23 protein-coding genes and 3 tRNA genes are annotated in these 24,643 nt (G+C 72.3%); 11 read left to right on the top strand and 15 right to left on the bottom strand.

Going from position 1 to position 24,643, the window contains the following annotated elements; genetic code table 11:
• The first annotated feature begins 86 nt into the window (after positions 1–86).
• Both AB0761_RS14880 and AB0761_RS14885 read left to right on the top strand, forming a co-directional pair.
• Positions 87–410: a DMT family transporter gene (locus tag AB0761_RS14880; RefSeq protein ID WP_377269478.1), complete on the top strand. Its 324-nt coding sequence runs from the start codon at positions 87–89 to the stop codon at positions 408–410.
• A 109-nt stretch (positions 411–519) separates the two neighbouring features.
• Positions 520–843: a DMT family transporter gene (locus AB0761_RS14885; protein ID WP_377269479.1), complete on the top strand. Its 324-nt coding sequence runs from the start codon at positions 520–522 to the stop codon at positions 841–843.
• 15 nt (positions 844–858) lie between these two features.
• Here the strand turns inward: AB0761_RS14885 and AB0761_RS14890 are convergent, their stop codons facing one another.
• On the bottom strand, positions 859–1,362 hold the full coding sequence (locus tag AB0761_RS14890; protein WP_377269480.1) for a MarR family winged helix-turn-helix transcriptional regulator: 504 nt from the start codon (positions 1,360–1,362) through the stop codon (positions 859–861).
• A gap of 417 nt (positions 1,363–1,779) precedes the next feature.
• Between AB0761_RS14890 and hisN the strand changes: the two genes are divergently transcribed.
• The 3 genes from hisN to AB0761_RS14905 all read left to right on the top strand — a co-directional run bounded on the left by hisN (position 1,780) and on the right by AB0761_RS14905 (position 3,801).
• Positions 1,780–2,574: a histidinol-phosphatase gene (gene hisN, locus AB0761_RS14895; RefSeq protein WP_377269481.1), complete on the top strand. Its 795-nt coding sequence runs from the start codon at positions 1,780–1,782 to the stop codon at positions 2,572–2,574.
• A gap of 181 nt (positions 2,575–2,755) precedes the next feature.
• Positions 2,756–3,172, top strand: a complete 417-nt coding sequence (locus tag AB0761_RS14900) for a cyclic nucleotide-binding/CBS domain-containing protein (protein ID WP_377269482.1) — start codon at positions 2,756–2,758, stop codon at positions 3,170–3,172.
• Between the two features lie 206 nt (positions 3,173–3,378).
• Positions 3,379–3,801, top strand: coding sequence for a Fur family transcriptional regulator (locus tag AB0761_RS14905; protein ID WP_377269484.1), 423 nt, complete (start codon positions 3,379–3,381; stop codon positions 3,799–3,801).
• A gap of 117 nt (positions 3,802–3,918) precedes the next feature.
• On the opposite strand, the gene AB0761_RS14910 is transcribed toward AB0761_RS14905, so the two are convergent.
• The 5 genes from AB0761_RS14910 to AB0761_RS14930 form a co-directional block, all read right to left on the bottom strand.
• On the bottom strand, positions 3,919–5,967 hold the full coding sequence (locus tag AB0761_RS14910; protein ID WP_377269485.1) for a tetratricopeptide repeat protein: 2,049 nt from the start codon (positions 5,965–5,967) through the stop codon (positions 3,919–3,921).
• A 304-nt stretch (positions 5,968–6,271) separates the two neighbouring features.
• Positions 6,272–6,345, bottom strand: a tRNA-Met gene (locus AB0761_RS14915).
• 112 nt (positions 6,346–6,457) lie between these two features.
• A tRNA-Met gene (locus AB0761_RS14920) sits at positions 6,458–6,531 on the bottom strand.
• 112 nt (positions 6,532–6,643) lie between these two features.
• Positions 6,644–6,717, bottom strand: a tRNA-Met gene (locus AB0761_RS14925).
• 66 nt (positions 6,718–6,783) lie between these two features.
• Entirely contained in the window at positions 6,784–9,735 is a 2,952-nt protein-coding gene (locus tag AB0761_RS14930) for a UPF0182 family protein (protein WP_377274107.1), read from the bottom strand.
• A gap of 136 nt (positions 9,736–9,871) precedes the next feature.
• Here AB0761_RS14930 and AB0761_RS14935 point away from each other — a divergent pair, with 136 nt between their 5' ends.
• Positions 9,872–10,432: a PPA1309 family protein gene (locus AB0761_RS14935; protein ID WP_377269486.1), complete on the top strand. Its 561-nt coding sequence runs from the start codon at positions 9,872–9,874 to the stop codon at positions 10,430–10,432.
• A 178-nt stretch (positions 10,433–10,610) separates the two neighbouring features.
• Here AB0761_RS14935 and AB0761_RS14940 read toward each other — a convergent pair whose 3' ends face one another.
• The 4 genes from AB0761_RS14940 to AB0761_RS14955 form a co-directional block, all read right to left on the bottom strand.
• Positions 10,611–11,675 (bottom strand): PDZ domain-containing protein, encoded by a 1,065-nt coding sequence (locus tag AB0761_RS14940; protein WP_377269487.1) that lies wholly within the window; start codon positions 11,673–11,675, stop codon positions 10,611–10,613.
• 58 nt (positions 11,676–11,733) lie between these two features.
• Complete coding sequence (locus AB0761_RS14945; protein ID WP_377269488.1) at positions 11,734–11,916, bottom strand: hypothetical protein; 183 nt, start codon at positions 11,914–11,916, stop codon at positions 11,734–11,736.
• Between the two features lie 127 nt (positions 11,917–12,043).
• A complete protein-coding gene (locus AB0761_RS14950) occupies positions 12,044–12,478 on the bottom strand; it encodes a molybdenum cofactor biosynthesis protein MoaE (RefSeq protein ID WP_377269489.1) in 435 nt (144 codons plus the stop codon).
• 56 nt (positions 12,479–12,534) lie between these two features.
• Positions 12,535–13,605 carry an NAD-dependent epimerase/dehydratase family protein gene (locus tag AB0761_RS14955; protein WP_377274108.1) on the bottom strand — a complete coding sequence of 357 codons (1,071 nt, stop codon included), beginning with the start codon at positions 13,603–13,605 and terminating at the stop codon, positions 12,535–12,537.
• A gap of 310 nt (positions 13,606–13,915) precedes the next feature.
• On the opposite strand from AB0761_RS14955, the gene AB0761_RS14960 reads away from it, so the two are divergent.
• Together AB0761_RS14960 and AB0761_RS14965 are read left to right on the top strand one after the other, a co-directional pair.
• Complete coding sequence (locus tag AB0761_RS14960; RefSeq protein ID WP_377269490.1) at positions 13,916–15,502, top strand: zinc-dependent metalloprotease; 1,587 nt, start codon at positions 13,916–13,918, stop codon at positions 15,500–15,502.
• Positions 15,499–16,071, top strand: coding sequence for an NUDIX hydrolase (locus AB0761_RS14965; protein ID WP_377269491.1), 573 nt, complete (start codon positions 15,499–15,501; stop codon positions 16,069–16,071). Before AB0761_RS14960 ends, AB0761_RS14965 begins: the two co-directional genes overlap by 4 nt.
• Before the next feature lie 748 nt (positions 16,072–16,819).
• Here AB0761_RS14965 and AB0761_RS14970 read toward each other — a convergent pair.
• Positions 16,820–17,515, bottom strand: coding sequence for a M48 family metallopeptidase (locus AB0761_RS14970; RefSeq protein ID WP_377269492.1), 696 nt, complete (start codon positions 17,513–17,515; stop codon positions 16,820–16,822).
• Positions 17,516–17,792: 277 nt separating this feature from the next.
• Between AB0761_RS14970 and AB0761_RS14975 the strand changes: the two genes are divergently transcribed.
• Together AB0761_RS14975 and AB0761_RS14980 are read left to right on the top strand one after the other, a co-directional pair.
• Entirely contained in the window at positions 17,793–19,034 is a 1,242-nt protein-coding gene (locus AB0761_RS14975; protein ID WP_377269493.1) for a ThiF family adenylyltransferase, read from the top strand.
• Positions 19,031–20,374, top strand: coding sequence for an ABC1 kinase family protein (locus AB0761_RS14980; RefSeq protein ID WP_377269494.1), 1,344 nt, complete (start codon positions 19,031–19,033; stop codon positions 20,372–20,374). The genes AB0761_RS14975 and AB0761_RS14980 overlap by 4 nt, the downstream gene beginning before the upstream one ends.
• A gap of 136 nt (positions 20,375–20,510) precedes the next feature.
• Here the strand turns inward: AB0761_RS14980 and AB0761_RS14985 are convergent, their stop codons facing one another.
• The 4 genes from AB0761_RS14985 to AB0761_RS15000 all read right to left on the bottom strand — a co-directional run bounded on the left by AB0761_RS14985 (position 20,511) and on the right by AB0761_RS15000 (position 24,159).
• Positions 20,511–20,756 carry a hypothetical protein gene (locus tag AB0761_RS14985; RefSeq protein ID WP_377274110.1) on the bottom strand — a complete coding sequence of 82 codons (246 nt, stop codon included), beginning with the start codon at positions 20,754–20,756 and terminating at the stop codon, positions 20,511–20,513.
• A 110-nt stretch (positions 20,757–20,866) separates the two neighbouring features.
• Complete coding sequence (locus tag AB0761_RS14990) at positions 20,867–21,196, bottom strand: WhiB family transcriptional regulator (RefSeq protein ID WP_377269495.1); 330 nt, start codon at positions 21,194–21,196, stop codon at positions 20,867–20,869.
• A gap of 171 nt (positions 21,197–21,367) precedes the next feature.
• Positions 21,368–21,709, bottom strand: coding sequence for a hypothetical protein (locus AB0761_RS14995; protein ID WP_377269496.1), 342 nt, complete (start codon positions 21,707–21,709; stop codon positions 21,368–21,370).
• Positions 21,710–21,888: 179 nt separating this feature from the next.
• Entirely contained in the window at positions 21,889–24,159 is a 2,271-nt protein-coding gene (locus AB0761_RS15000) for an ATP-dependent DNA helicase UvrD2 (protein WP_377269497.1), read from the bottom strand.
• 178 nt (positions 24,160–24,337) lie between these two features.
• On the opposite strand from AB0761_RS15000, the gene AB0761_RS15005 reads away from it, so the two are divergent.
• Entirely contained in the window at positions 24,338–24,574 is a 237-nt protein-coding gene (locus AB0761_RS15005) for a mycoredoxin (protein WP_377269498.1), read from the top strand.
• Positions 24,575–24,643 lie beyond the last annotated feature (69 nt).

The raw sequence follows: 24,643 nt of genomic DNA on the forward strand, positions 1-24,643 counted from the left end.
CGACCGGGCGCCTCCCGGATGCGGAGCGGCACTCCTTCTTGATCGAATGGGGCGGACAGAACCGACGGCCCGCAGGGAGTACAGCCATGGCATGGGCACTGGTGATCTGCGCCGGGCTGCTGGAGACGGGGTTCGCGGTCTGCCTGAAACTGAGCGACGGCCTGAGCCGGCTGTGGCCCACCGTCGCCTTCGCCTCCTTCGCGCTGGGCAGCTTCGGCCTGCTGACACTGGCGCTGAAGCATCTGCCCGTGGGCAGTGCCTATGCGGTCTGGACGGGCATCGGGGCGGCCGGCACCGCGGTGTACGGGATCACCTGGCTCGGCGAGTCCGCCTCGGCGCTGAAGCTGGTCTCCATCACCCTGGTGGTGGCCGGGGTGGTGGGGCTCCAGCTGAGCGGCTCCGGGCACTGAGACCCGATCGTGATCACTTCGGCTCCCGGCCGCGTGTGACCAACGCGCCGGGCGGGGAAGGGAATCGCCGGGCGGACGACGCCCGGAACCGAGCTGGGGGGATTCGTCCATGGCATGGCTGCTGGTGGTCTGCGCGGGCCTGTTCGAGACGGGCTTCGCCGTCTGCCTCAAGCTCAGCAACGGCTTTGCCCGCCTGTGGCCCACCGTCGCCTTCTGCTGCTTCGCGCTGGCCAGCTTCGGCCTGCTGACGCTGTCGCTGAAGCATCTGCCGGTCGGTCCGGCCTACGCGGTCTGGACCGGTATCGGGGCGGCCGGGACCGCCACCTACGGCATGATCTGGCTGGGTGAGGCCGGCAGCACCCTCAAACTGGTCTCGATCGGCCTGGTGGTGGCCGGGGTGATCGGGCTGCAGCTCAGCGGGTCGACGCACTGACCGGGCGTTGCGCGCTCACTCCCGCTCGGGGCCGCGGTTGGCCTCGCGGAGCACCCGCATCAGCTCGCCCAGCTGCTCTGCCCGCTCGACGCCCAGCGGGGCCAGGAAGTGGCTGCGCAGCAGGGCGGCGTGCCTGCGCTGGCCCTCCTCCGCAAGGCGGGCGCCGCGCGGGGTGAGCACGCTGTAGGTGATCCGGCGGTCGGTGGCACAGGGCTGACGGTCTATCAGTCCTGCTGCGGCCATCCGGTCGGCCAGCTTGGTGAAGCCGCCGCTGGTGAGGGAGACGTCATGGGCCAGACGGGTCATCGGCAGCTTCCGCTCGGGGGTGCGCAGCAGTCTCAGCAACACCTCCAGCCAGGGGCCTGGCAGGTCCACCCCGGCCACCGCGTCGACCCGCACCACGTGCTCGGTCCGGGTCCAGCCGTCCAGCAGCAGTCCGTAGAGACCGACCAGGTCGGCGTCGGAGATGTCTGCGGCGGCCGCGCCGTCGTCGGCCGGTCGCGCTGTCCGCTGTCCCATGGACCCACACTAGTGCCGCGCCCGCGAACCTTTGCCCTGCCGCGAGGCCTGGCACGCACGCTCGCCGCGTTGGCCGAAAGTCCAGGTACGGCCCAGCACAAGGGCTTCCGACCGCCTTGCGATCGCACACACCGGACGCCGCGGCGTGGGGGCACCTCCCGGCCGCCAGGCTGGGGGGAGGGCAAACGGGGAGGGCAAACGTTGCCAGGGGAGGCACCAGTCACCCTGCGACGCGGGCCGGGCCCCACGATCCGGCGGGCCGTGCCCCGGCGTCCGGGCGGCGCGGCACGCGGCCCGGCCCGGGCGGCGGATCTCCCGCCCGCCCCGCGGGACACCGGGACCCTTGTGGGTTGCGATCGGCCCACGGGCAGGCGTGGGGCGGGTCAAGCCCGGGAGAAAGCGGCTACGGTGTGGCCCATGCCGGACTACCACGACGATCTCCGTCTCGCCCATGTCCTCGCCGACTCGGCGGACTCGGTCACCCTGGAGCGCTTCAAGGCGCTCGATCTGAAGGTGGAGACCAAGCCGGACCTGACGCCGGTGAGCGACGCAGACAAGGCCACGGAGGAGCTGGTCAGCGGTGTGCTGCAGCGGGCCCGGCCGAGGGATGCCGTGATGGGCGAGGAGTTCGGACGCCGTGGCACCGGGCCCCGCCGCTGGGTGATCGACCCCATCGACGGCACCAAGAACTATGTGCGCGGGGTGCCGGTGTGGGCGACCCTGATCTCGCTGATGGAGCTGGGCCCGGGCGGTGAGCAGCCGGTGGTGGGCATCGTCTCCGCGCCGGCCCTCGGCCGCCGCTGGTGGGCGGCGCGCGGCGCGGGTGCGTACACCGGCCGCGATCTGACCCGGGCGAGCCGGATCCATGTCTCCTCGGTGTCCCGGGTGGAGGACGCCTCGTTCTGCTACTCCTCCCTCTCCGGCTGGGAGGACCGCGGCCGGCTGGATCCCTTCCTGGATCTGACCAGGGCCTGCTGGCGCACCCGGGCTTACGGCGACTTCTGGTCGTACATGATGGTGGCCGAGGGCGCGGCGGACATGGCCGCGGAGCCGGAGCTCTCGCTGTGGGACATGGCGGCGCCGTGCATCGTGGTGCAGGAGGCGGGCGGGCGCTTCACCGGGCTGGACGGGGTGGACGGGCCCGGGGGCGCGGATGCGGCGGCGTCCAACGGCATCCTGCATGAGGAGCTGCTGTCGCGGCTTGCCGTGTGAGATGCGCGCGGTGGCGTGCGGCTGGCACCGTGCGCCGCCCGTCGTGCCGGATACTTCCGATTTGGTACCGACCCCCTAGTCAGCGGCGGGCGGGCATGTGAACATGAGAATTCCGGAGCTTGTGAATTTGTGAACGGATTCTCGAGCTCGCCCGCCCCCCTCTCCAGGAGGTGGTCCGCACGTGCTCGTCCGCGACGCCATGAGTTCGGTGGTGCTCACCATCGGACCCGCCCACACCCTCCGCCACGCCGCCCGGCTGATGTCCGGGCGCCGCATCGGCGCAGCCGTCGTCCTCGACCCCGACACCTGCGGGGTCGGCATCCTCACCGAGCGGGACATCCTCAACGCGCTCGGCAGCGGCCAGAATCCCGACCATGAGACCGCCCACGCCCATGTGACCACGGACGTGGTCTTCGCCGGCCCCGAGTGGACGCTGGACCAGGCCGCGTCCGCCATGGTCCGCGGCGGCTTCCGGCACCTGGTGGTGCTCGACGGCACCGAGGTGATCGGCATCATCTCGGTGCGCGACATCCTGCGCTGCTGGATCCGCGGGGGCCACACGAAGGAGGTGCGCTCCTCCACGGCGGTGCCCGCCTGACCAGCCCCACCGGACGGCGCGGGTCCCGGGCCGGTGCTCCAACCCCGGCTCCGGGGCCCGCCGCACCACCTGCCACCCCCGGCACCGCCAGGGGCACCGGCATGCCGCCCACAGCCCCGGGGGTCTTATTGGACAGAGTCCAAGTCGATAATTCAGCCAAGTCGCGACGGATTACGGGTCCGGACACCCCCTGATATTCTTGGCACATGAGTGACCTGCTGGAACGACTGAGAAGCCGCAGCTGGCGGCTCACCGCCCAGCGGAGGGTCGTCGCCGAGGTGCTCGACGGCGACCATGTCCATCTGACCGCGGACGAGGTCCACGCCCGTGCCGTACAGCGGCTCCCCGAGATCAGCCGGGCCACCGTCTACAACACCCTGGGCGAGCTGGTGAGCCTCGGCGAGGTGCTGGAGGTCAGCACCGACGGCCGGGCCAAGCGTTACGACCCCAACGCCCACCACGCCCACCAGCATCTGATCTGCTCACGGTGCGGCACCATCCGCGATGTCCATCCGGTGGGCGACCCGCTGGCGGCCCTGCCGTCGGCCGAGCGCTTCGGCTTCACGGTCTCCGATGTCGAGGTCACCTACCGAGGGGTCTGCCCGGCCTGCGCCGCCGCCACGGGCTGAGACCGCCATCCGGCACTCCGGGCCGGGCACCTCGGCACCCGGCCCGACTGCGCCCCCGTCGGCCCCGGTCGCGGTCGGCACACCCGGCCCGGCATCCGCCCCCGGTCCGCGCGGGGATCAGGCGCTGAGCTCGGTGTCCAGCGCCTCCAGCAACCGCCCGGCCCGCTCGGCCACCTCGGCCTGGCCGGACTCCGCCGCCCGCAGGCACCAGTTGCGGGCCTGCACGATCTCACTGCGGCGGACCGCGATCAGTGCCAGCCGCAGCGCCGCCCGGCCGTGGCCCGCGTCCGCCGCGCGGCCGTACCAGAGCATGGCCTCCGCCTCGGCACCCTCCCTGGCCAGCAGCAGACCCAGGTTGAAGGCCGCACTGCGGCTGCCGCCCTCCGCCGCCCGCCGGTACCAGCCCTCAGCGACATCCACCGCCCCGCGCTCGGCCGCACGCACGCCCAGCCGTACCTGCGCACGCCCGTGCCCTGCATCGGCCGCGACCGCGTACCAGTGCTCCGCCTCGGCGTCAGAATCGCCCTGGCGGTCCAGCAGCGACCCCAGCCGGAAGGCGCCCTCGGCCGAGCCGCCCTCCGCGGCCTGCCGGTAGCGCCGCACCGCCGCGGCCAGATCGCCCCGCCGCTCCTTGGCGACCGCCAACTGCAGTGCTGCCTCGCCGTGCCCCTCCGCCGCCGCCCGGGCATACCACTCCTGGGCCTCGTGCTGCTCACCGCGGGCCGCGTACAGAATCCCCAGATTGAAGGCGGCATCGACGCTGCCGGCCTCGGCGGCCTTGGAGAACCAGGGCTCGGCACCCGACGGGTCGTCACGCTGCAGCAGCAGTACGGCCAGTGCGTTGCAGGCCTCCCGGTGGCCCGCGTAGGCGGCCCGCCGGTACCACTGCTCCGCCTGGGCCCCGCGACCGGTCGCCGCACAGAGCAGACCCAGGTTGAAGGCCCCGTTGTGGTCGCCGGCGTCCAGCGCGGCGCGGTACCAGCGCTCGGCCGGTGCCGTCTCACCACGGTTTGCGTGCAGTGCACCGAGGGCGTTGGCGGCATTGCCGTCACCTGCCTCCGCGGCCTCGCGCCACCAGTCGGCGGCTGCGTCGGCGTCCCCCTGGTCGTGCAGCAGGAAACCCAGCGCACACGCGGCACGCGGCTCACCGTTCTGCGCCGACTGCCGGTACCAGCGGGCCGCGACGGCGCGGTCGCCGCGCTGCTCCAGCAGCACTCCGAGCCGCAGCGCGGCCCGGGCGTGGCTGCGTGCCGCGGCGGTGCGGTACCAGGCCTCCGCGGTCTCGGTGTCGCCGGCCGCCTCCCGCATCCGGGCGAGGCGGTAGGCCGCCTCGCGGTGGCCCGACTCGGCGGCGGCACGGAACCACCGCTCGGCGCGGACGTCCCTGCGGTGCTCCAGCAGATCGGCAAGGGCGTAGCAGCCCAGGGTGTGGCCCTGCTCGGCGGCGGAGCGCAGCCAGTACTCGGCGCCGGACTCGTCTCCGTGGTCCCGCAGATGCAGGCCCAGCGCATGGGCGGCCGGGGCGCTTCCGGCGACCGCGGCCTGCCGCCACCACTGGGCGGCCTCCTCCCTGCGGCCGCGCCGGTGCAGCAGGACGCCCAGGTTGTTGGCCGCCGCGCGCAGGCCCGCGCCGCAGGCCCGCCGCAGATGGGGCTCGGCGTCGTCCAGGTCGCCGCGGCGCAGCAGCAGCGCGCCGAGCAGGCTGGCCGCGCCTGCGTCACCGGCTGCGGCGGCCTCCCGGTAGCGGGACTCCAGGGCTGCTTCCTCGCGGGCGGCCAGGGCGGCCTCGAAGCCGTCGGCGGAGGGCCGGGCGGCCTTTGCGGCCGGATCGGATCCGGTGCCGGTGTCGACTCCGGCGTCGCCGGCCTCCAGGTCCGCCCGGGCATCGCCCCGGATGTCGTCGGGGAGCGCGGGTACGCGGTCCGACAGGGGCCGGGCCTGGGCGCGCAACGGGACTGCGCGGGGGCCCGGGATGTGGACCAGGGCGTCGGCGCCGGAGTGCCCGGCGGTGCGGGTGCGCTGGGCGGGGAGGGCACCGGAGGGTCGATCGTCCGCGGTGTCCGTGAACACGGCGGCGAGCGTGTCGGCAAGTCGGCCGAGCAGGGCCCCCGCCCCGCCCGCCGTCGTACGCCCGTGGCCGTTCACCGGCCCTGCACCGTCCCCCATGAGCTCCATCGTCGCACCACCCGCTACCGGCGTACATCAGGTATACCGCAGCTGCTGATGTTACTTCAGCGTTTTGTCGACTTCCCGATAGATCCACTGAACAAACCCCCGTCAGGGTGACCTTTTGACGCTCCGTCGCCACCCTCACCGCCAACGCCCGCCGCCTCGGCCGCACCCGGCCTCCCCCTCGGGTCCGAACCGTCGGATCCGGTGCCGCCGCCACAGAGGCAGTCGGCTGCGGGCGGTTGCCGAGGGGCAAAGCGAAGGGCCCGCAGCCTGATCGGCTGCGGGCCCTTCGACGGAGTAGCGGGGACAGGATTTGAACCTGCGACCTCTGGGTTATGAGCCCAGCGAGCTACCGAGCTGCTCCACCCCGCGTCGTTGTGTCTCTACCGTAGCACGCGCCGGGCCGGGAGAACGAATCGGTTTCCCGGCCGGGTCCCGGGAAAGCGGAAGGCCCGGTGCTGATGCACCGGGCCTTCCGACGGAGTAGCGGGGACAGGATTTGAACCTGCGACCTCTGGGTTATGAGCCCAGCGAGCTACCGAGCTGCTCCACCCCGCGTCGTTGTGTCTCTACCGTAGCACGCGCCGGGCCGGGAGAACGAATCGGTTTCCCGGCCGGGCCGCGGGAAAGCGGAAGGCCCAGTGCTGATGCACCGGGCCTTCCGACGGAGTAGCGGGGACAGGATTTGAACCTGCGACCTCTGGGTTATGAGCCCAGCGAGCTACCGAGCTGCTCCACCCCGCGTCGTTGTGTCTCTACCGTAGCACGCGCCAGGTGGGGGGCGTCCCGGGGACGCCCCCCACCCCGCGGTCACGGCGTGCCGCTGGGCGTCGCCGACGGGCTGCCGGAAGGCTTCGCCGAGGGCGAGCCGGAGGGCGCCGCCGACGGCGTCTGGGCCTTCACGGCCGCGTTCAGGGCGTCCTGCAGCTTCTTCTGCTGCTTGCCGTACTCGGCCCAGTCACCGGCCTTCAGCGCCGTCTGACCTGCGTCAAAGGCCTTCTGGGCATCCCGCAGCGCCTTCTGCACATCCGGGCTCACAGGAGCCGGAGCGGTGCCGCTGCCACCACCGGTCGGTGTCGGAGCCGGCGTCGGCTGGGACGGCCCGGCCGACACATTGAGCACCTGCTTCAGGGCCTCGGACAGGGTGGTGGTGTAGGCGATGTTGTCGCTGCCGCCGTAGACCGCGAGCACCTTGCGCAGCCGCGGATAGTTCACCCCCGCACCCCGGACGTATACGGGCTCCACATACAGCAGTCCGTTTCCGACCGGCAGCGTCAGCAGGTTGCCGTATTCCAGCGTGGAATCCCCGCGTTTCAACAGGTTGATGTCGGTGGCGATACCGGGGAAGGAGTTGAACTTCGCCTGCACCTGCTTCGGGCCGGGAATCGTGCCGCCGCCGCTCTTCTCCGGCATCGTGAGAATGCGCATCTTGCCGTAGTCCGGACCGGGATTGGCGTTGACCGCCATGAAGGCGGCGAGGTTGTCCCGGCGGTTCGGCACAAAACTGGTGGTGAGCGAGAAGGCCGAACTCTCCCCGGGCATCCGGACCGTCAGATAGTACGGCGGCTGGTCCGCGCCGGAGCTGCTGGTCGGATCGGTGGGGACCTTCCACACATCACTGGAGGCGTAGAAGGCTGCCGGATCGGTGACGTGGTACCGGGTCAGCAGATCGCGCTGCACCTTGAAGAGGTCCTGCGGGTAGCGCAGGTGCTGCATCAGGCCTGCGTCGATCGCCGAGGTGGGCTTCACCGTGCCGGGGAAGGCCTTCATCCAGGTCTTCAGCACCGGGTCCTGGGCGTCCCACTGGTAGAGGGTGACCTCGCCGGTGAAGGCGTCCACGGTCGCCTTCACCGAGTTGCGGATGTAGTTGACCTGGTTGGCCTGGGTGAGCACCTCACGGTTGCCGCCGGTCAGCGAGTCGGCGGTGACATCGCCCAGGGTGGTGCGGGAGGAGTAGGGGTAGCCGTTGCTGGTGGTGTAGCCGTCGACCACCCAGAGCACCTTGCCGCCCACCACGACGGGGTAGGGGTCGCCGTCGATGGAGAGCCACGGCGCGACCGCCTCGACCCGCTCCTTGGGGGTGCGGTCGTACATGATCTTCGCCCCGGAGGTGATGGCCCCCGAGTACAGCAGCTGGGGCTCCGAGAACTTCACCGCATACGCGGCCCGGGTGAGCGGGTTGTCCAGCGACACCCCGCCGCTGCCGTCGTAGGTGGTGGTGACCTCCTTGCGGTGGTCGCTGTCGTAGTAGTCCAGCTCCTTGTTGGTGCCGCCGACGATGGAGTAGGTGGTGGTCTGCTCCCCGAAGTAGACCTGCCAGTGGTCGGCCGAGGGGAAGTCCCCCTTGGGCGGCAGGCCGGAGAGGGTGAAGTCCGGGTCGCCGTCCTGGGTGACGGTGTCGCCCTTGGCCGCCGCCACGGCATAGCCGTGGGTGTACTTGAAGTGGTCGTTGACCCAGTTGCGGGTCGGCACGCCGGCCAGGTTGAGCTCCCGCACGCCCACCACGGTGTCCTGGACGCTGTCGCCCGACCCGTAGCGGTCGATGTCCAGCGGAGCCGCGAAGGAGTAGTAGCCGCGCTGCTGCTCCAGCTGGGTGAAGGTGGGCGAGACGATGTTGGGGTCCAGCACCCGGATGTTGTCCAGCGTGCCCGTGTCCTTGGCCAGCGCGTCCTTGTCCGGGGTGACCGCGGCCGGGTACTGCTCGACCGTGGAGCCGTCGATGCCGTAGGCGGCCCGGGTGGCGTCGATGTTCTTCTTGATGTACGGCGCCTCCTTCTTGGCCTCGTTCGGCTTGACCTGGAACTGCTGCACGATCGCCGGGTAGAGCCCGCCGATCAGCAGCGCCGAGAGCACCAGCAGTCCGAAGCCGATCAGCGGCAGCGACCAGGTGCGGCGCAGCGGGGTGATGAAGAAGAGCACCGCGCAGATGACGGCGACGAAGAAGAGGATGCTCTTGGCTGGCAGATAGGCGTTGGCGTCCACATAGCGCAGCCCCGCCCAGGCGCCGCTGCCCCGGATCGAGCCGGACTTCAGCGCCAGCCCGTAGCGGTCCAGCCAGTAGGCCACCGCCTTGAACGCCACGAACACCCCGAGCAGCACCGCGAGATGGCCCTGCGCGGCGGTGGAGACCCGGCGGCCCGGGCCCTGCAGCCGCAGGCCCCCGTAGAGGTAGTGCACCAGGGCGGCCGCGAGCAGCGAGACCACGGTGGCGCTGAATCCGAAGTTGAGCAGGAAGCGGTACCACGGCAGGTCGAAGGTGTAGAAGGAGATGTCCTTGTGGAACTGCGGGTCGGTGGTACCGAACGGGGTGGCGTTGACCCAGAGCAGCCACGTCCGCCACTGGCTGGTCGCGGAGGCCCCGGCGATCAGGCCGATCACCAGTGAGACCCCGAGCAGCAGCCACCGGCGGTACGGGGCGACCCCGAGCCGGTAGCGGTCCAGGCTCTGCTGCTCCACGGACATGGCGCTCAGCGGCGGCCTCAGCCGGTAGGCCAGCCAGACGTTGAACCCCACCGCCAGCGCCATCAGCAGGCCGAAGACGGCGAAGAGGCCGAACTTGGTCCACAGGCGGGTGGTGAAGACCGAGGTGTAGTGCACCGAGTGGTACCACAGCCAGTCGGTCCAGAAGCCGGCGAAGACGACAAAGAGCACCGCGAGCACCGCGAGCACGGCGGCCGTCAGCAGCAGGGCGCGGGAGCGCCGGGAGGACGCGCCGACTCTGAACCGGGGTCCGGAGGGCCCGGGCCCTCCGCGGTCCGGCATCTGGAATACCAAGGTGCACACCTCTGTCGTCTCTGTCGGTCAGCGTCAGATAGGCAACTTACCCGGCGATTACCCGAGTTCCCGAGGGGGCGGACAGCATTGGGGCGGGCGCTCCCCGGCGTGTGAGGATAGGGCCATGTCCGAGCACCCCGAGACTTCCGAGGCCGCCCTCCCCCCGGCCGCCACCCCGCTGACCCGCGCCGTGCTGGAGATCGACGGCTATGTGGCCACCATGGGCTGGGACCTGCCCGCCCGGCTGTTCGCCCTGGTGGACACCGGCCGACTGCTCGCCACCGAGCCCGCCCTGGCCGAACAGCTGGGGCTGGAGGAGGGCCAGGCCGACGGGCTGACCCCGGTGGAGCAGGACGAACTGCCCGAGGGCATGGCGCTGGACGAGTTCCTGGGCACCATCGCCTGGCCGGACGTGGTGTCCGGCTGCGCCCTGGTGGTGGAGCGGCTGATGCTCCCGCCGGGGGCGGAGGCGAAGCTGCCCGAGGGCGCCGACGAACGGCAGCTGGCGGAGTGGGCAGCCGATCACCCGGAGCGCCAGGAGGTGCGGATCACCGCCGCGGTGCTGCGTGACGGCAGCCGGGAGACCGCGCTGCGGCTGCGGGCCAAGGACTCAGCCCGCGAGGTGCTGACCGGTGCCGAGCTGGTGCCGGCGCTCTCCGAGGCCCTGGTGGCGACCTTCTCCTGACCCGGCCTCGCGCCTTGGGCGCGGTCCGCACCTGCCGGGGGTGCGGGAACCGCCGACTGTGCGGTTCCCCGCCTCCGGCCGGAGGCGGCCAGGGGGCGCCGGGCCGGATGCGCGGTCCCGTGGTCTTCCCGGGGCTGTCCGGCGGTTCCTGCCCGATGGGCGGCGCCGGGCAGGGCTCCTAGCGGGAGCAGGACGGCAGGGCGTCGGTGTGGCCGCTCCGGATCCCGTCCAGGGCCTTGAGTGCGTCGTCGAGCGTCTTGACCTTCACCAGGGTGAGACCGCCGGGGGTGTTCCTGGCCGCCTCGGTGCAGTTGTCCGCGGGGGTGAGGAAGTACTGGGCCCCGGCTTCACGCGCGGCGATGGTCTTCATGGAGATGCCGCCGATCGGACCGACCTCGCCGCTGTCGGTGATCGTCCCCGTGCCCGCGATGAACTTGCCGCCGGTGATGTCGGTGGGCTTGAGCTTGTCGATGATGCCCAGCGAGAACATCAGCCCGGCGCTGGGACCGCCGACGTCCTGCAGGCCGATGTCGATGGGGAACGGGAAGATGTGGCTGGTCCCGGGCTGGATGCCGACCATGGCCCGGTCACCGTCGGGCGCCTTCACGGTGGTCACGTCGACCTTCTTGGTCGCGCCGCCCGACTGCCCGGCCGGCACCACGGTGAAGACCGTCCGCTGGCCCGGCTTGTGCTTGGTGACCAGCTTGGCGACCTGCTCGGGTGCGGTGACCGCGGTGCCGTCGACGGCCTTGATCACATCGCCGGCGTGCAGCCGCCCCTGGGAGGGGGAGCCCGCCACCACCGACTCCACGATCACATCGGTACCGACCTTGTAGCCGAGCTCGTGTAGTGCGGCCGCCTTGGCACTGTCCTGCGAGGAGGCGAACTCCTCCGCGTTCTGCTGCTCCGCCTCCTGCTCGGTCTGGTTGTCCGGGTAGAGGTTGGCGTGCGGTACCACGGCGACATCACCGCGCAGCCAGCCGATCACCGCCGAGACCAGGCTCGGCTGGTAGTCGGCGCTGGTCACCTGGACGGTGGTCATGTTCAGGTGGCCGCTCGTGGGATAGGTCTTGCGGCCGGAGATGCTGATCACGGGCCTGCCGTTCTGCTGCCCCAGGGTGTTGTACGTGGGACCGGGGCTCATCTCGGCGTACGGCACCTTCATGATCGGCAGCACGGAGACGCACAGCATCGCTATCAGCAGCAGAGTGGCGGCGAGCATCGTCGCCGAGCGGCGTGGCATGCCACGACAGTACGGGACAGGCACGGACATGTGCGTCCCGCCCCCGAGGACGGAACTCTCAGGACCGCTCTGCGGGAGCCGCACCGACGGTGGTGCGTTCCAGGGCGGCGCGGAACCGCTCGTAGTCGGCGAGGGTGGCGCCGTCACCTGCGGCCTTGGGGGGCCGTGCGGCCCAGGCGGCCCAGACGGCGGCGGCAAGAACCGCGATGACCGGAATGACCAACCAGGCGAGCGCGCCCATACCCGTACTCCCAGCTCATGGTGCCTATGAGCAGATTATCCACCGTTCGGGTGGGCGCTGTGAGCGCCCTCCCCTCTGTGTTCGCCCGGATGGGTGACGGCCCCCGGGCGGGGCCGGAACGGAGCGGTCAGCAGGAGCCGACCCACTCCTCCTCGCCGTCCTGGAACACCTGGTGCTTCCAGATCGGCACCTCGTGCTTGAGGTCGTCGATCAGCCGGCGGCAGGCCTCGAAGGCCTCCGCGCGGTGCGGACAGGAGACCGCGACGATCACCGCCGCGTCGGTGACCGCGAGCTCACCGACCCGGTGCACCGCCGCCAGGGCTCTGACCGGGTAGTCCGCCGCCACCTTCTCCGCAACCCGGCGCAGCTCGCGCTCGGCGCTGGGATGGGCACTGTAGGTCAGCGAGGTGACCGACCGGCCGCCGTCGTGGTCGCGGACGGTCCCCACAAAAACGGCGGTGCCGCCGGCCGCGCTGTCACCCACCGCCGCGTACACCTCGTCGAGGGAGAGCGGGGTGTCGCGCAGTGCGAGCAGGCGGATGGTGTCGGGGGTTTCCGGCATGGACACCACGATACGGCCTCCCGCCGACACCGCCCGGCAAGATCACCGGGCCTGCGTCAGCCGCGTCGCCGCCTGCGGGCCCGCCGCACCAGCGCGGCCGTGCCCACCAGGGCCACGGTGGCGCCCGCGGCGCCCAGCGTGGTCGCGGCGTCCTTGCCGCCCAGCCGGCGGCCGGCCACCGCGTGGTTGCCCGCGACCTGGGAGAGCAGCTCGGCCAGCACCTCCTCGTTGGTCCACGCCGGACGCCAGCCCGCCTCGTGCAGCCGGCTGCCGGAGACCACCCACGGGAACATGGTGTAGGCCAGGTCCCCGGCCGGGGCCGGGGTGAGGCCGAGCCGGTGCAGCCGGGCAGCGGTGCCCAGCGCCAGCGAGGCGGGCAGCTCCATCCGGCGGATACCGGAGAGCTGCTCCACCTCCTCCTGCTCCAGCCAGCCGTCGCAGCCCACCGTGACCTCGCCCTCGACCTTGCCGAGCACGGCGTACTCCAGTGCGGACGCCAGATCGTCGACATGGCAGAACTGCCAGCACGGCCGCGATCCCGAGACCACCAGCAGCCGCGGCGCCTCGAAGTGCCGGGTGAGCACGGTGTCGACCTCCGGGCCGACCACCACCGCGGGGCGCAGCACCGTGACGCTCAGCCCCGGGTGGACGCGCGGCGCGCGGCGGCCCAGCCGTTCGATCTCCAGCAGGTCGCCGACCAGGGACGCCTCCTCGGTGGCCCGCAGTTCCGCGTCCTCGGCGAGCGGGACCTCGTTGTCCTGCAGCGCCCCGTAGACCATGGCGGAGGTGCAGAGCACCACCCGGTGCACCCCGGCGGCCGCGGCCGCGGTCAGCACCGTCTGGGTGCCGCGGACGTTGTAGGCGGTGCGGACCTTGGGGTCGGACTCCATACCGAGGTCCAGGGCGAGGTGGACCACCACGTCGACCCCGCGCAGCCGCTCGGCGACGGCCGGGTCGCGGACGTCCAGCACCCGCCAGTGCACCCCGGGGACGTCACCGCGACGCTCGTCGACGGCCAGCACCCGGCGCACCGCCGGCGATTCCACCAGCCGGGCCGCCAGTATCCGGCCCAGCCCGGAGGCGGCGCCGGTGACCGCGACGACCAGCGGCCGGCCGTCGTACGGCACCGGTGCGGCGACCGGCCGGGCCTCGCGTCCGGGCCCACCGGACGGGGCCGCCGAGCCCTCCCCGTCCCCGGTCAGCCCAGAGCGAACGTCCGAAGGCGGGGAACTCACCGGCCATCCTCCACGGTTAGTTTTGTTGCGTACGTACGTGTGTCACGTACCGACCATCCTGCCCGAGGCGAGGGCAAGGCGGTGCACCCGGCACGGGCGGGCCGCCCAGAGGCTGTCCGCACCGCGGCCGGAGCCGCACGACCTCGGACGGGCCAGATGCCCGCCACAGCACCCCGTGACGGCCGATGAGATCGAGGAACCAGTGAGCGACATCCCCTTCGGATTCGGTGTCCCCCCCGAGGAGCCCGAGGACGGAAAGCCCGGCAAGGGCGGCGAGGGGTCCGGCTCCGGTCAGGGCTCCGGCGGCGGGAAGGGCGGCTCCGGGCAGGGCTCCGGCGGCACCCCTCAGAACCCCTTCGGCTTCGGTGGCAATCCACTCGGCGGACTCTTCGGCGCGGGCGGCGCACCCGGCGCGGGCTCCGGCGACAACCCGTTCGCGGCGATGCTGGGCGGCGCCTTCAACCCGGCGGACCTCGGCGCCGCCTTCCAGCAGCTCGGCCAGATGCTGTCCTTCGAGGGCGGCCCGGTCAACTGGGACCTGGCCAAGGACATCGCCCGGCAGACCGTGGTCACCGGGGACGCCGAGGGCGGCGACAAGGACCGCTCGGTCGGCGACAGTGAGCGATCCGCCGTGGCCGAGGCGGTCCGACTGGCCGACCTGTGGCTGGACTCGGTGACCGACTTCCCCTCCGGCGCGGGCACCGCCGTGGCCTGGAGCCGCGCGGAGTGGATCGAGGCCACCATCCCGGTCTGGAAGGACCTGGTCGACCCGGTCGCCGAGCAGGTGGCGGCGGCCATGGGCGGTGTGGTGCCGGAGGAGATGCAGGCCATGGCGGGGCCGCTGCTGGGCGTGATGCGCTCCATGGGCGGCGCGATGTTCGGCACCCAGATCGGGCAGGCGCTGGGCGCGCTGGCCGGTGAGGTGGTGGGCTCGGCCGATGTCGGCCTGCCGCTGGGCCCGTCCGGGCGGGCCGCTCTGCTGCCGCAGAACATCGAGAAGCTCGGCGAGGGGCTCAGCGTCCCGGCCGACGAGGTCCGCCTCTACCTGGCCCTGCGTGAGGCCGCCCACCAGCGGCTCTTCGCCCATGTGCCCTGGCTGCGGCAGCACCTGTTCGGCGCGGTGGAGGCCTATGCGCGCGGGATCAAGGTGGACACCGCCCGTCTGGAGGACATGGTCGGCCAGCTGGACCCGGCCAACCCGGAGGCGCTGCAGGAGGCCCTCCAGGGCGGTGTCTTCCAGCCCGAGGACACCCCCGCACAGAAGGCCGCGCTGGCCCGGCTGGAGACCGCACTGGCCCTGGTGGAGGGCTGGGTGGACGCGGTGGTGCACGCCGCGGCCGCACCGCATCTGCCGCACTCCGCGGCGCTGCGCGAGACTCTGCGGCGCCGTAGGGCGTCGGGCGGTCCCGCCGAGCAGACCTTCGCCACCCTGGTCGGTCTGGAGCTGCGGCCCCGACGGCTGCGGGACGCCTCCCGGCTGTGGGCGTCGCTGGCCGACGCCCGGGGCCTCGAGGGACGCGACGCGCTCTGGGCCCACCCGGACATGCTGCCCACCGCGGACGACCTGGACGACCCGGACGGTTTTGTCCACCGCGAGGAACTGGACCTCAGCGGATTCGACTTCTCCGACCTGGACCGGCCGGCCGGCCCGCCGGAGGGCGGGCAGGACGGGCCGCAGGACAGCGGGAAGGACACCGGACAGGACGGCGGACAGGACGGCGGACAGGACGGCGGACAGGACCGCGGGCAGGACAAGGACGAGGACGGAAAGGGCGGGGCCACCGCGTGACGCTGCATGACGACGCCGTACGGGCGCTGAAGGACTGGACAGCGCCGGAGACGGACGACGGCGCCCAGGAGCAGCTGCGGCTGGACTATCTGGACCATCTGCTCGCCCACCCGGACGGCCTGTGGCGGTCATGCCTGCCTGCCCACATCACCGCCAGCGCGGTGGTGGTGGATCCCGCTCATGAGCGGGTGCTGCTCACCCTGCACCCCAAGGTGGGCCGGTGGCTGCAGATGGGCGGCCACTGCGAGCCGGAGGACGCCCTGCTGGGCGCCGCCGCGCTGCGGGAGGCCACCGAGGAGTCCGGGATCGCGGGGCTTCGTCTGCTGGAGTCCGACGGCCGGCCGCTGCCGGCGCGGCTGGACCGGCACCGGGTGCACTGCCCCGGTCGCGACCGTCCGGAGAACGTCCATCTGGACGTGCAGTACGTCGCTGTGGCACCCGCCGGGGCGGAGGCCACCATCAGCGAGGAGTCCCTCGATCTGCGCTGGTTCTCCTACGACGCGCTGCCGGAGCTGGCCGACCGCTCGGTGCGCAGTCTGGTCGCCCGGGCCCGGGAGCTCACCGGCTGACCACAGTCAGCGGCTGCCGCCCGGAAATCCTCCCCGGCCGGCAACCGGGCGGCCGACGGCCCCCCGCAGCGGAATCCGCTGCGGGGGGCGGCAGCTGACTGGGCTGGACGACCCCATGGCCGCAGCCGGTGAATGCCTGCTCCCAGCCCTCGGTGGCGGTGCCGCGGTGCCGCCAGACCTCGGCGGCCGCCCAGGCGGGAGGACCGGCTCCCTCGGCATCGGCGTCCGCCGGCAGTGGGTGGTGGGTGGTGGGCACCGGGCATCAGGCTCCGCCCGCATCACCAGTGGCCGCCCCGAGGTCGTCACACCATCGGCTCGCTGCTGCCGGACGGCTCCAGGCTGGGGGGCCACTCCGGTGATCTGCTCTCCGCCTTGGATGTCGACGACCGGCCGACGGATCGCGGTGTCGGTGTCCGTGTCCGTGGCCGGCACGGAGGAGCGGGTGACGGGGGATTTCTCACTCCGCAGGTCCAGGATGTGCTGATGCTGGGCGAGGCCGGCCAGGTGGACCGTCCCCGTCTCCGCCGCACCGCATCAGGTCGAGCGCCGTCGGGTTGGCCCCGTTGCGGCGGCGGCCCTGCTGAGGGGGCATCCGACCGGTGAAGGAGACTCTGCCGGTGCGGGGCGACCATCGCGCCGCTGCGGGCGAGGACCTGGTCACCGCCCAGCCGGGCCCGACGGCTGCGGGTTGTGCAGGGCAACGCGGTCCTGGCGGGCGATCTCCGGTGTGCCCGGAGTGGGGGTGCCGTCAGTGGCAGTCCCCGTAGCGGGGCTCGTCGGTCCGCCCGTCCGGTGAGGGCCCGTCGGACGGCGCGCTCGTCGCCGGCCCGCCGTCCTGGCCTGCATCGGCGCCCGCGCCCGGCGGATGCGGCAGCCTGGCGGCGGCCACCACGCCCTCCAGATAGCCCCGGGCCCGCTCGGTGCGCGGATAGCCCTCCAGCAGCGCCCAGAAGCGGGGCCCGTGGTCGGGCGCCAGCAGATGGGCCAGCTCGTGCAGCAGCACATAGTCGACCACGTACTCGGGCATACCCTGCAGCCGGTGGGAGAGCCTGATGGAGCGCTCCGCGGGGGTGCAGGACCCCCAGCGGGTGTTCTGGTTGGTGACCCAGCGGACGCGTTCCGGCACCGCCCGGCCGCCGAGATAGCGCTCGGAGAGCTCTTGGGCGCGGGCGGCCAGGGCGTCGTCGCCGAGGGCTCGTCTGCTCTCCTGGGCCGCGAGCTTGTCCAGCATCAGCGCCACCCAGCGCTTCTCCTCGGCGGCCGACATCCGTGCCGGGATCAGCACGACGGTGCGGTCGCCCTCGCGGTAGGCGGAGACGGTACGCCGGCGGCGGGCACTTCGGCGTACCTCGACATCGGAGGTCTGCGCCGCGGACCCGTGCCCGGGAGCCCCCGGGACACGCCGACGCGGCGCCGCTGGATGGGAGTCCGGTTCGGCTGCCACGGCAACGACGTTACCTGGTGGCAGTGACAGAAGTCCCCCGTCCTGGCCGGATTCCGCTGCTGCCGAAGGTGGCCGCCGCAGGGGCAAATCATGATGTTCCCCCAGGATCACGGCAATCCCCGGGGTCATTCGATCCGATCCCTGCGGAAGAGCGGCAGGGTTGTCCACAGGCCGCAAGAAGATGATCAGACGATCGCCGCCTGCTGTGGAAACCGGACTTTCCGCGTCGGCTGACCGGTCGGCATGCTCGTCCTCACACGGCGAAAGGAGGCCCGGGATGCTCCGTCCCATGCTCAAGCCCGCGTTGCCCCGCACCTGGCGGGAGCACGCGGTGATGCAGTTCGGTGCGGTCGCCGAGCGCGCCGTGGTGCTGGACGGCGTCGCACCGGCGGTGAGCGCCTTCCTCGATCTGGTCGACGGCAGCAGGGAGACCGAGCAGTTGGTCGCGGAGGGCGAGCGCTTGGGGGTCGGGGCCGACCCCGCCCGGCAGTTGCTCCGTTCCCTGGCCGAGGCCGGGCTGTTGGACGACGCCGGGGCACAGCAGCCCCTGGAGCAGTTGCCCGCCTCACAGCGTGGGCGGCTGTCGCCGGATCTGGCATCGCTCTCGCTGGTCCACCCCGAACCCGGTGCGGCACCCGTCCTGCTGGCGGCCCGGGGGGAGGCCTCCGTGCAGGTGCGCGGCGCAGGCCGGGTCGGTGCATCGGTGGCCGCACTGCTCGCGGCCGCCGGCGTGGGATCCGTCGAGGTGGTCGACCGAGGGCGGGTCACCGCTGGTGACTGCTCACCGGCCGGGGTTCCCCCACGGGATGTCGGGCGGCTGCGCACCTCGGCGGCCCGGGAGGCACTGCAGCGCGCCTCCGGGGAGGGCAGCGGCGGTTCACCGGCCGGTGCACCCGGCCATCCCCGGCCTCATCTGGTGGTGCTGGCGCCCCGTGACGGCTCCGCGGGGCTGGCCTGCGATCCGGCCCAGGGACAGCAGCTGATGCGGGCCGGGATCCCTCATCTGTATGCCGGAGTGGCCGAACACCTGGGCGTGGTGGGCCCGCTGGTGATCCCGGGAGCCGCTGCGTGCGGCGGCTGCGTCGCCCTGCATCGAGGCGACCGCGACCCGGCCTGGGCGAGGCTGGTCGCCCAGCTCTGCTCGGACGGGGCAGCTCGCGCCCGTACGCCCGCCTGTGACACCGCGCTGGCCGCGGCGGTGGCCGGTCTGGCCGCACTGCATGTGCTGATGCTGCTGGACGGCGGCCGACCCCCGAGCGTGGACGGCCTGCTGGAGGTGTCCGCGGCGGACGGCATGGCGAGGCGGCTGCGAATGGAGCTCCACCCGGACTGCGGGTGCGGCTGGTACGGCGATGAGGGAGGGTCCGGCGGATCGCCCGTACAGGACCCGGAGCCCGGGTCCACTCCACGGGCGGGGTCAAGCGGAAGTAGCGGAGCCAGCAGGCACAATGGCGGAGGGAACCGCCTCCCCACGACCACGTGGGGGCCGGGCGGCCGGGTTCCAGGGAGGCCAGTGTGAGCGATCTTCCACGCAAGGCTGTGACGCGTACGGCGAAGCTCGCGGCGCTGCCTCTGGGGATAGCGGGCCGCGCCACCCTCGGTCTGGGGAAGCGCATCGGCGGCAGACCAGCCGATGTGGTCGCCGCGGAGATGCAGCAGCGCACCGCCGATCAACTCTTCAAAGTGCTGGGAGAGCTCAAAGGCGGGGCCATGAAGTTCGGGCAGGTGCTGTCCGTCTTCGAGGCGGCGCTCCCCGAGGAGGTGGCAGGCCCTTACCGGGCCGCGCTGACCAAGCTCCAGGACGCGGCGCCGCCGATGCCCGCAGCCACTGTGCACTCCGTACTGACCGAGCGACTGGGCCCCTCCTGGCGCGATGACTTCCTGGAGTTCGACGACCGGCCCGCAGCGGCCGCATCGATCGGTCAGGTCCACCGGGGGGTGTGGAAGGACGGCCGCCCGGTGGCGGTGAAGGTGCAGTACCCCGGGGCCGGTGAGGCACTGCTCTCCGATCTCAACCAACTCGCCCGGGTGGCCCGGCTGATCGGCCCGCTGATCCCCGGGCTGGACATCAAGCCGCTGATCACCGAACTGCGGGAGCGGGTCTCGGAGGAGCTGGACTACGCCCTGGAGGCCAAGGCCCAGCAGATGCACGCGGACGAGTTCCTGGACGACCCCGACATCCGGGTGCCCTCGGTGGTGGCCCAGGCCGACCAGGTCCTGGTCACCGAGTGGCTGGGCGGCGTGCCCCTGGCCGAGATCATCGCCAGGGGCAGCCAGGAGGAACGCGACCGGGCCGGTCAGCTGCTGGTGCGGTTCCTCTTCGCCGGCCCGGCCCGTACCGGGCTGCTGCACGCGGACCCGCACCCCGGGAACTTCCGGCTGATCGAGGACCACCACCGGCCGGGCGAGTGGCAGCTCGGGGTCATGGACTTCGGCACCGTGGACCGGTTGCCCGAGGGGCTTCCCCTCCCGGTGGGCACCGCGCTGCGGCTGGCGCTGACCGGGGACGCCGCGGCAGTGCTGGAGATGCTGCGCAGCGAGGGTTTCGTCAAGCCCACGATCGAGCTGGACCCCGATGCGGTGCTGGACTACCTGCGGCCGATGATCGAGCCTGCGGCCAAGGATCGCTTCACCTTCACCAGGGCCTGGATGCGCACCCAGGCGGCCCGGATCGCCGACCCGCGTTCCCCCGCCCACAACCTGGGCAAGCAGCTCAATCTGCCGCCGTCCTACCTGCTGATCCACCGGGTGACCCTCTCCACCATCGGGGTGCTCTGCCAGCTCGGCGCGGAGGCACCGTTCCGCCAGGAGATGCTGGAGTGGCTGCCCGGGTTCGCGGAGGACCAGGGGCTGGGCTGACCAGGGGCTGGGTTGACCCGGGCCTGGGCTGACCCGGGCACGGCAGACAGCAAACGGCCCGTCAGGCCGCTGGGGTGCCTGACGGGCCGTTCTCCGGGAAGCGTGTACCTGCCCGCTCCGCGCTACTGCATGAGGGCTACTGCATCAGCGCGACGGCGAGGGCACGGCGAGCACGCAGCGAGGCGCGCTCGGCACGGCGCCGCAGCCGCTGGGCGTTCACGAGCCGCCGGGCGAGGCGTTCGTGCTCGGCCTCATGGTGCAGATGTTGCATATGGGCACGGGCCATGGCTTCGTGCATGAGATGCATGTCTCGGGTCCTGTTCTGGAGAGTCAGTTCAGAGGTCTGCTCGGGGCGGACTGCGGGATCGGCGATCGGGGTCATGGTGGGGTCCTGCTCGTGGTGCGCGGTGTCATGGAGGCGGGAGTCGGCCTTGGCGGCAGCGATGCGGATGGAGATCCGCAGCTCGTCGTCGGGGCGGACGGCGGTGGCGGTCACGCGGCGACCTCGGTCTTGCGCGGGCGGCCACGCGGCCGCTTGCGGGCCACGACGACACCCTGGACGAAGAGCTCCCCGCCCCAGACGCCCCAGGGCTCCCGGCGCTCGAGCGCGCCCTGGAGACAGGCCGCCTTCACCGGGCAGGTGGCGCAGAGGGACTTGGCGTACTCCACGTCCGCCGGGGTCTCCGCGAAGAAGACCTCAGGGTCGTAGGCGCGGCACGGGATGGTCGCGCCCTGGCTCTCGGCCTCGTCCAGCGCGGTGATCTGCATCAGGGATACCTCCGGGGGGCCGGCCTTGTCGGCCGGGGTGATCGGCTCTGTCATCGGTACGGACGGGGGGTGCGGTGTGGTGGCCGTGGACACTTCTGCGTCTTCCTCGTCTTCGGTTTCGTGCCGGCCTTGTGGGCCGGTGGGGCGGTGGTACCGGACAAACAGAAGGGCCGCGGATCCCGGTGACGGGTTCCGCGGCCCTGGAGGCGCCGACCTGATGCTGGATCAGGTTCGTTCTCTCCAGGGTTCGAGCCCGCGGAAGGCCCGCATCGAACGGGTGGCATCGGCCGCAAAATCGGACGCTGCCTGGTGAATCTGCTGGTCCTGCTGGTTGCCGGCACCGATGGCGTGGGCATAGCCGTACGTAGCTACTGCTGCTGCCTTCGGTGCCTGGGTCGGTCGCTCGCTGCGCTCCACCACGACGGGGGTCCAGCCAAGGGACAGACCGGTAGTGCCACCCAGGACGACGCCACCACGCAGACGCGCGGCAACGGCGGAGACGCCCATGGCGACGGCAACGGTCTCGTCCGTCAGTTTGATCGTCGTGATCATCTTTGTGGTCTCCACGTCCCCGCCTCCTTTCGGCGTCTCGCGGGCCCCGGTCCCCCGGGCCCCGACTGATTGGCATGTCGGATGGTGCTGCGGTGCAGGTCATGCGGCCGCGACGGATGTGAATCCGTGCGGTTTGCGGCCTCGTCCCCTTGGCCGCTTCGGCAGGCTATTGCGCTCGGGTCGGAGCGCGCAAACTATTTTTCGGGCGAGTTCTCCGGCTCTTCGCCACCGTCACCGACCGAGCCCTCCTCGGACGACTCCGCAGCGCCGTCAACCGGCTGCTCCCCCGCGCACAACGACAGCACGTCGGCGCCGTACTTGTCCAGCTTCGCGGGCCCCACACCGGCAATCCCGGCCAGGTCCCGCTCGCTGCCCGGGGGGTCCTCGGCGATGGCCATCAGAGTGACATCGGTGAAGACCACATACGCCGGCACCCCATGGGCGCGCGCCGTCTCACCACGCCACGCCCGCAACCGCTCGTAGAGCGCCTCGTCCATCGAGGAGGGGCAGCCCTCACAACGGCGCAGCTTGCGCTCCACCGCCTCACTCAGCACCCGCCCGCACACCCGGCACTTGACCGGGCCCCGGTTGCGGCGCCCGGACCGCTCGGTGCCGCCCTCCACTCCGGCGCGGCCGCCCGCTCGGGCGCCGCCCCTGACGGCGGATCCGGGGCGCAGCCCGTCCAGGAACCGGCTGGGGGTGCGCCCGGCGCGCCCACCGGGAGAGCGCGCGAGCGCCCAGGACAGCGAGAGGTGTTCCCGCGCCCGGGTCACCCCCACATAGAGCAGCCGCCGCTCCTCCTCGACCTGCTCATCGGTCTTTGCATAGGTGATCGGCACCATGCCCTCGGTGAGCCCGACCAGGAAGACGGCGTCCCACTCCAGGCCCTTGGCCGCATGCAGCGAGGCAAGGGTGACCCCCTCCACCGCCGGAGCGTGCTGGGCGTTGGCCCGTGCATCGAGCTCGGCGACATAAGCGGCCAGGTCCGCCGGGAGGCCCGCGGCCCGCTGCTGTGTCTCGAACTCCTCGGCCAGCCGGACCAGGGCGGCCAGCGACTCCCAGCGCTCCCGCACCGCCCCCGACCCCGCGGGCGGCTCCGCGCTGAACCCCCGGCTGGCCAGCACCGCACGCACATGGGCGGCCAGCTCCGGTCCGTCCACCGCGAGGGTGTCCGCGCCGCCGGCCCGGGCGGCACCGCGCAGCAGGGTGCCGGCCTCACGGATCTCGGGCCGCTCGAAGAACCGCTCGGCCCCCTTGAGCTGGTAGGGCAGGCCCAGATCGGCCAGCGCCTGCTCATAGACCTCGGACTGGCCGTTGGTTCGGAAGAGCACCGCGATCTCACTGGCACGCACCCCGCGGGCCATCAGCTCCCGGATCCGCTGGGCGGTCCCCTCGGCCTCGGCGGGCTCGTCGGGGTACTCGGTGTAGACGGGCTCCGGCCCCCCCTCACGCTGGGAGACCAGCTCCAGCCGGTGCTGAGCGGCCTCACCGCGGGCCTGGGCGAGCAGGCCGTTGGCCAGATGGACGACCTGCGGGGTGGAGCGGTAGTCGCGGACCAGCTTCACCACGGTGGCGTCCGGGTGCCTGCTGCGGAAGCCCAGCAGGTAGTCGGGGGTGGCACCGGTGAAGGAGTAGATGGTCTGACTGGCGTCGCCCACCACGCAGAGGCTGGCGCCGGGCCCGGCCCACTGGTCCAGCAGCCGCTGCTGCAGCGGCGAGACGTCCTGGTACTCGTCCACCGTGAAGTGCTGGTACTGGGAACGGACCTGCTCGGCGATCTCCGGGCGGTCCTCCAGGATGGCGGCGGTCAGCAGCAGCACATCCTCGAAGTCGATGACCCCGCGGTCCCGCTTGAGCTGCTCGTAGATCCCGTAGACCCGGGAGATCTCGGCGGCGTCCCGGGGGGCCTCGCGGCCCGACTTGGCGACCGCGGCCGGATAGTCCTCGGGGACGATCTGGGTGACCTTGGACCACTCGATCTCACCGGTGAGGTCGCGCAGCTCGGTGCGCTGCACCCGCATCCCGCAACGCCCGGCGGCCTCGGCGACCAGCTGGACCTTGCGCTCCAGCAGCCGGGGCACCTCCCCGCCCACGGCACGCGGCCAGAAGTACTGCAGCTGGCGCAGTGCCGCGGAGTGGAAGGTCCGCGCCTGGACGCCCTCGGCGCCCAGCTGGCGCAGCCGGCCGCGCATCTCGCCGGCGGCACGGGCGGTGAAGGTGACCGCGAGCACCTGCTGCGGCCGGTAGACGCCGCTGCGCACCCCGTAGGCGATCCGGTGGGTGATGGCCCGGGTCTTGCCGGTACCGGCGCCGGCCAGGACGCAGACAGGCCCGTGGAGCGCCGTGGCGACCGCCCGCTGCTCGGGGTCGAGGCCGGCGAGGACCGCGTCGGCGTCGCCCGGCCCTGCGCCGGTGGGGCCGTACGGGTGGTGCGCGTCGTCCGGAACGGGGAGCTGTGCCTGCATGACGACCATCCTCTCAAGCCGGGCGGACAGTCTGCTGCGGGTTGTCCACAGGCCCGGTGGGTTTGTACGACCGGGGGCTTCTGCGGAATGTTCCGCGCCCCAGGCGCGTTTGGGCATCCGCAGGCGCGCTGTGGGCGCGCCCTGCGCATGCCGAAGCCGAGCGAAGGAGCCCGCTGCGATGTCCGTCACCATGTACAGCACCACCTGGTGCGGTTACTGCCGCCGTCTCAAGGGGCAGATGGACCGCGAGGGCATCGCCTACACCGAGGTCAACATCGAGCACGACCCCGCGTCGGCGCAGTTCGTGGAGTCGGTCAACAACGGCAACCAGACCGTGCCCACCGTGCTGTTCGCGGACGGCAGCGCGCTCACCAACCCGTCGCTCGCCCAGGTGAAGGCCAAGCTGGGCGCCTGATCCGCGCCGGGCGCGCCACGGCCGCCGGCCCCTCACCGCTTCGACCGGTCGGGGGCCGGCGGCCGTCTG

Origin of the sequence: Peterkaempfera podocarpi (assembly GCF_042466665.1) — a bacterium.
Taxonomy (GTDB): domain Bacteria; phylum Actinomycetota; class Actinomycetes; order Streptomycetales; family Streptomycetaceae; genus Peterkaempfera; species Peterkaempfera podocarpi.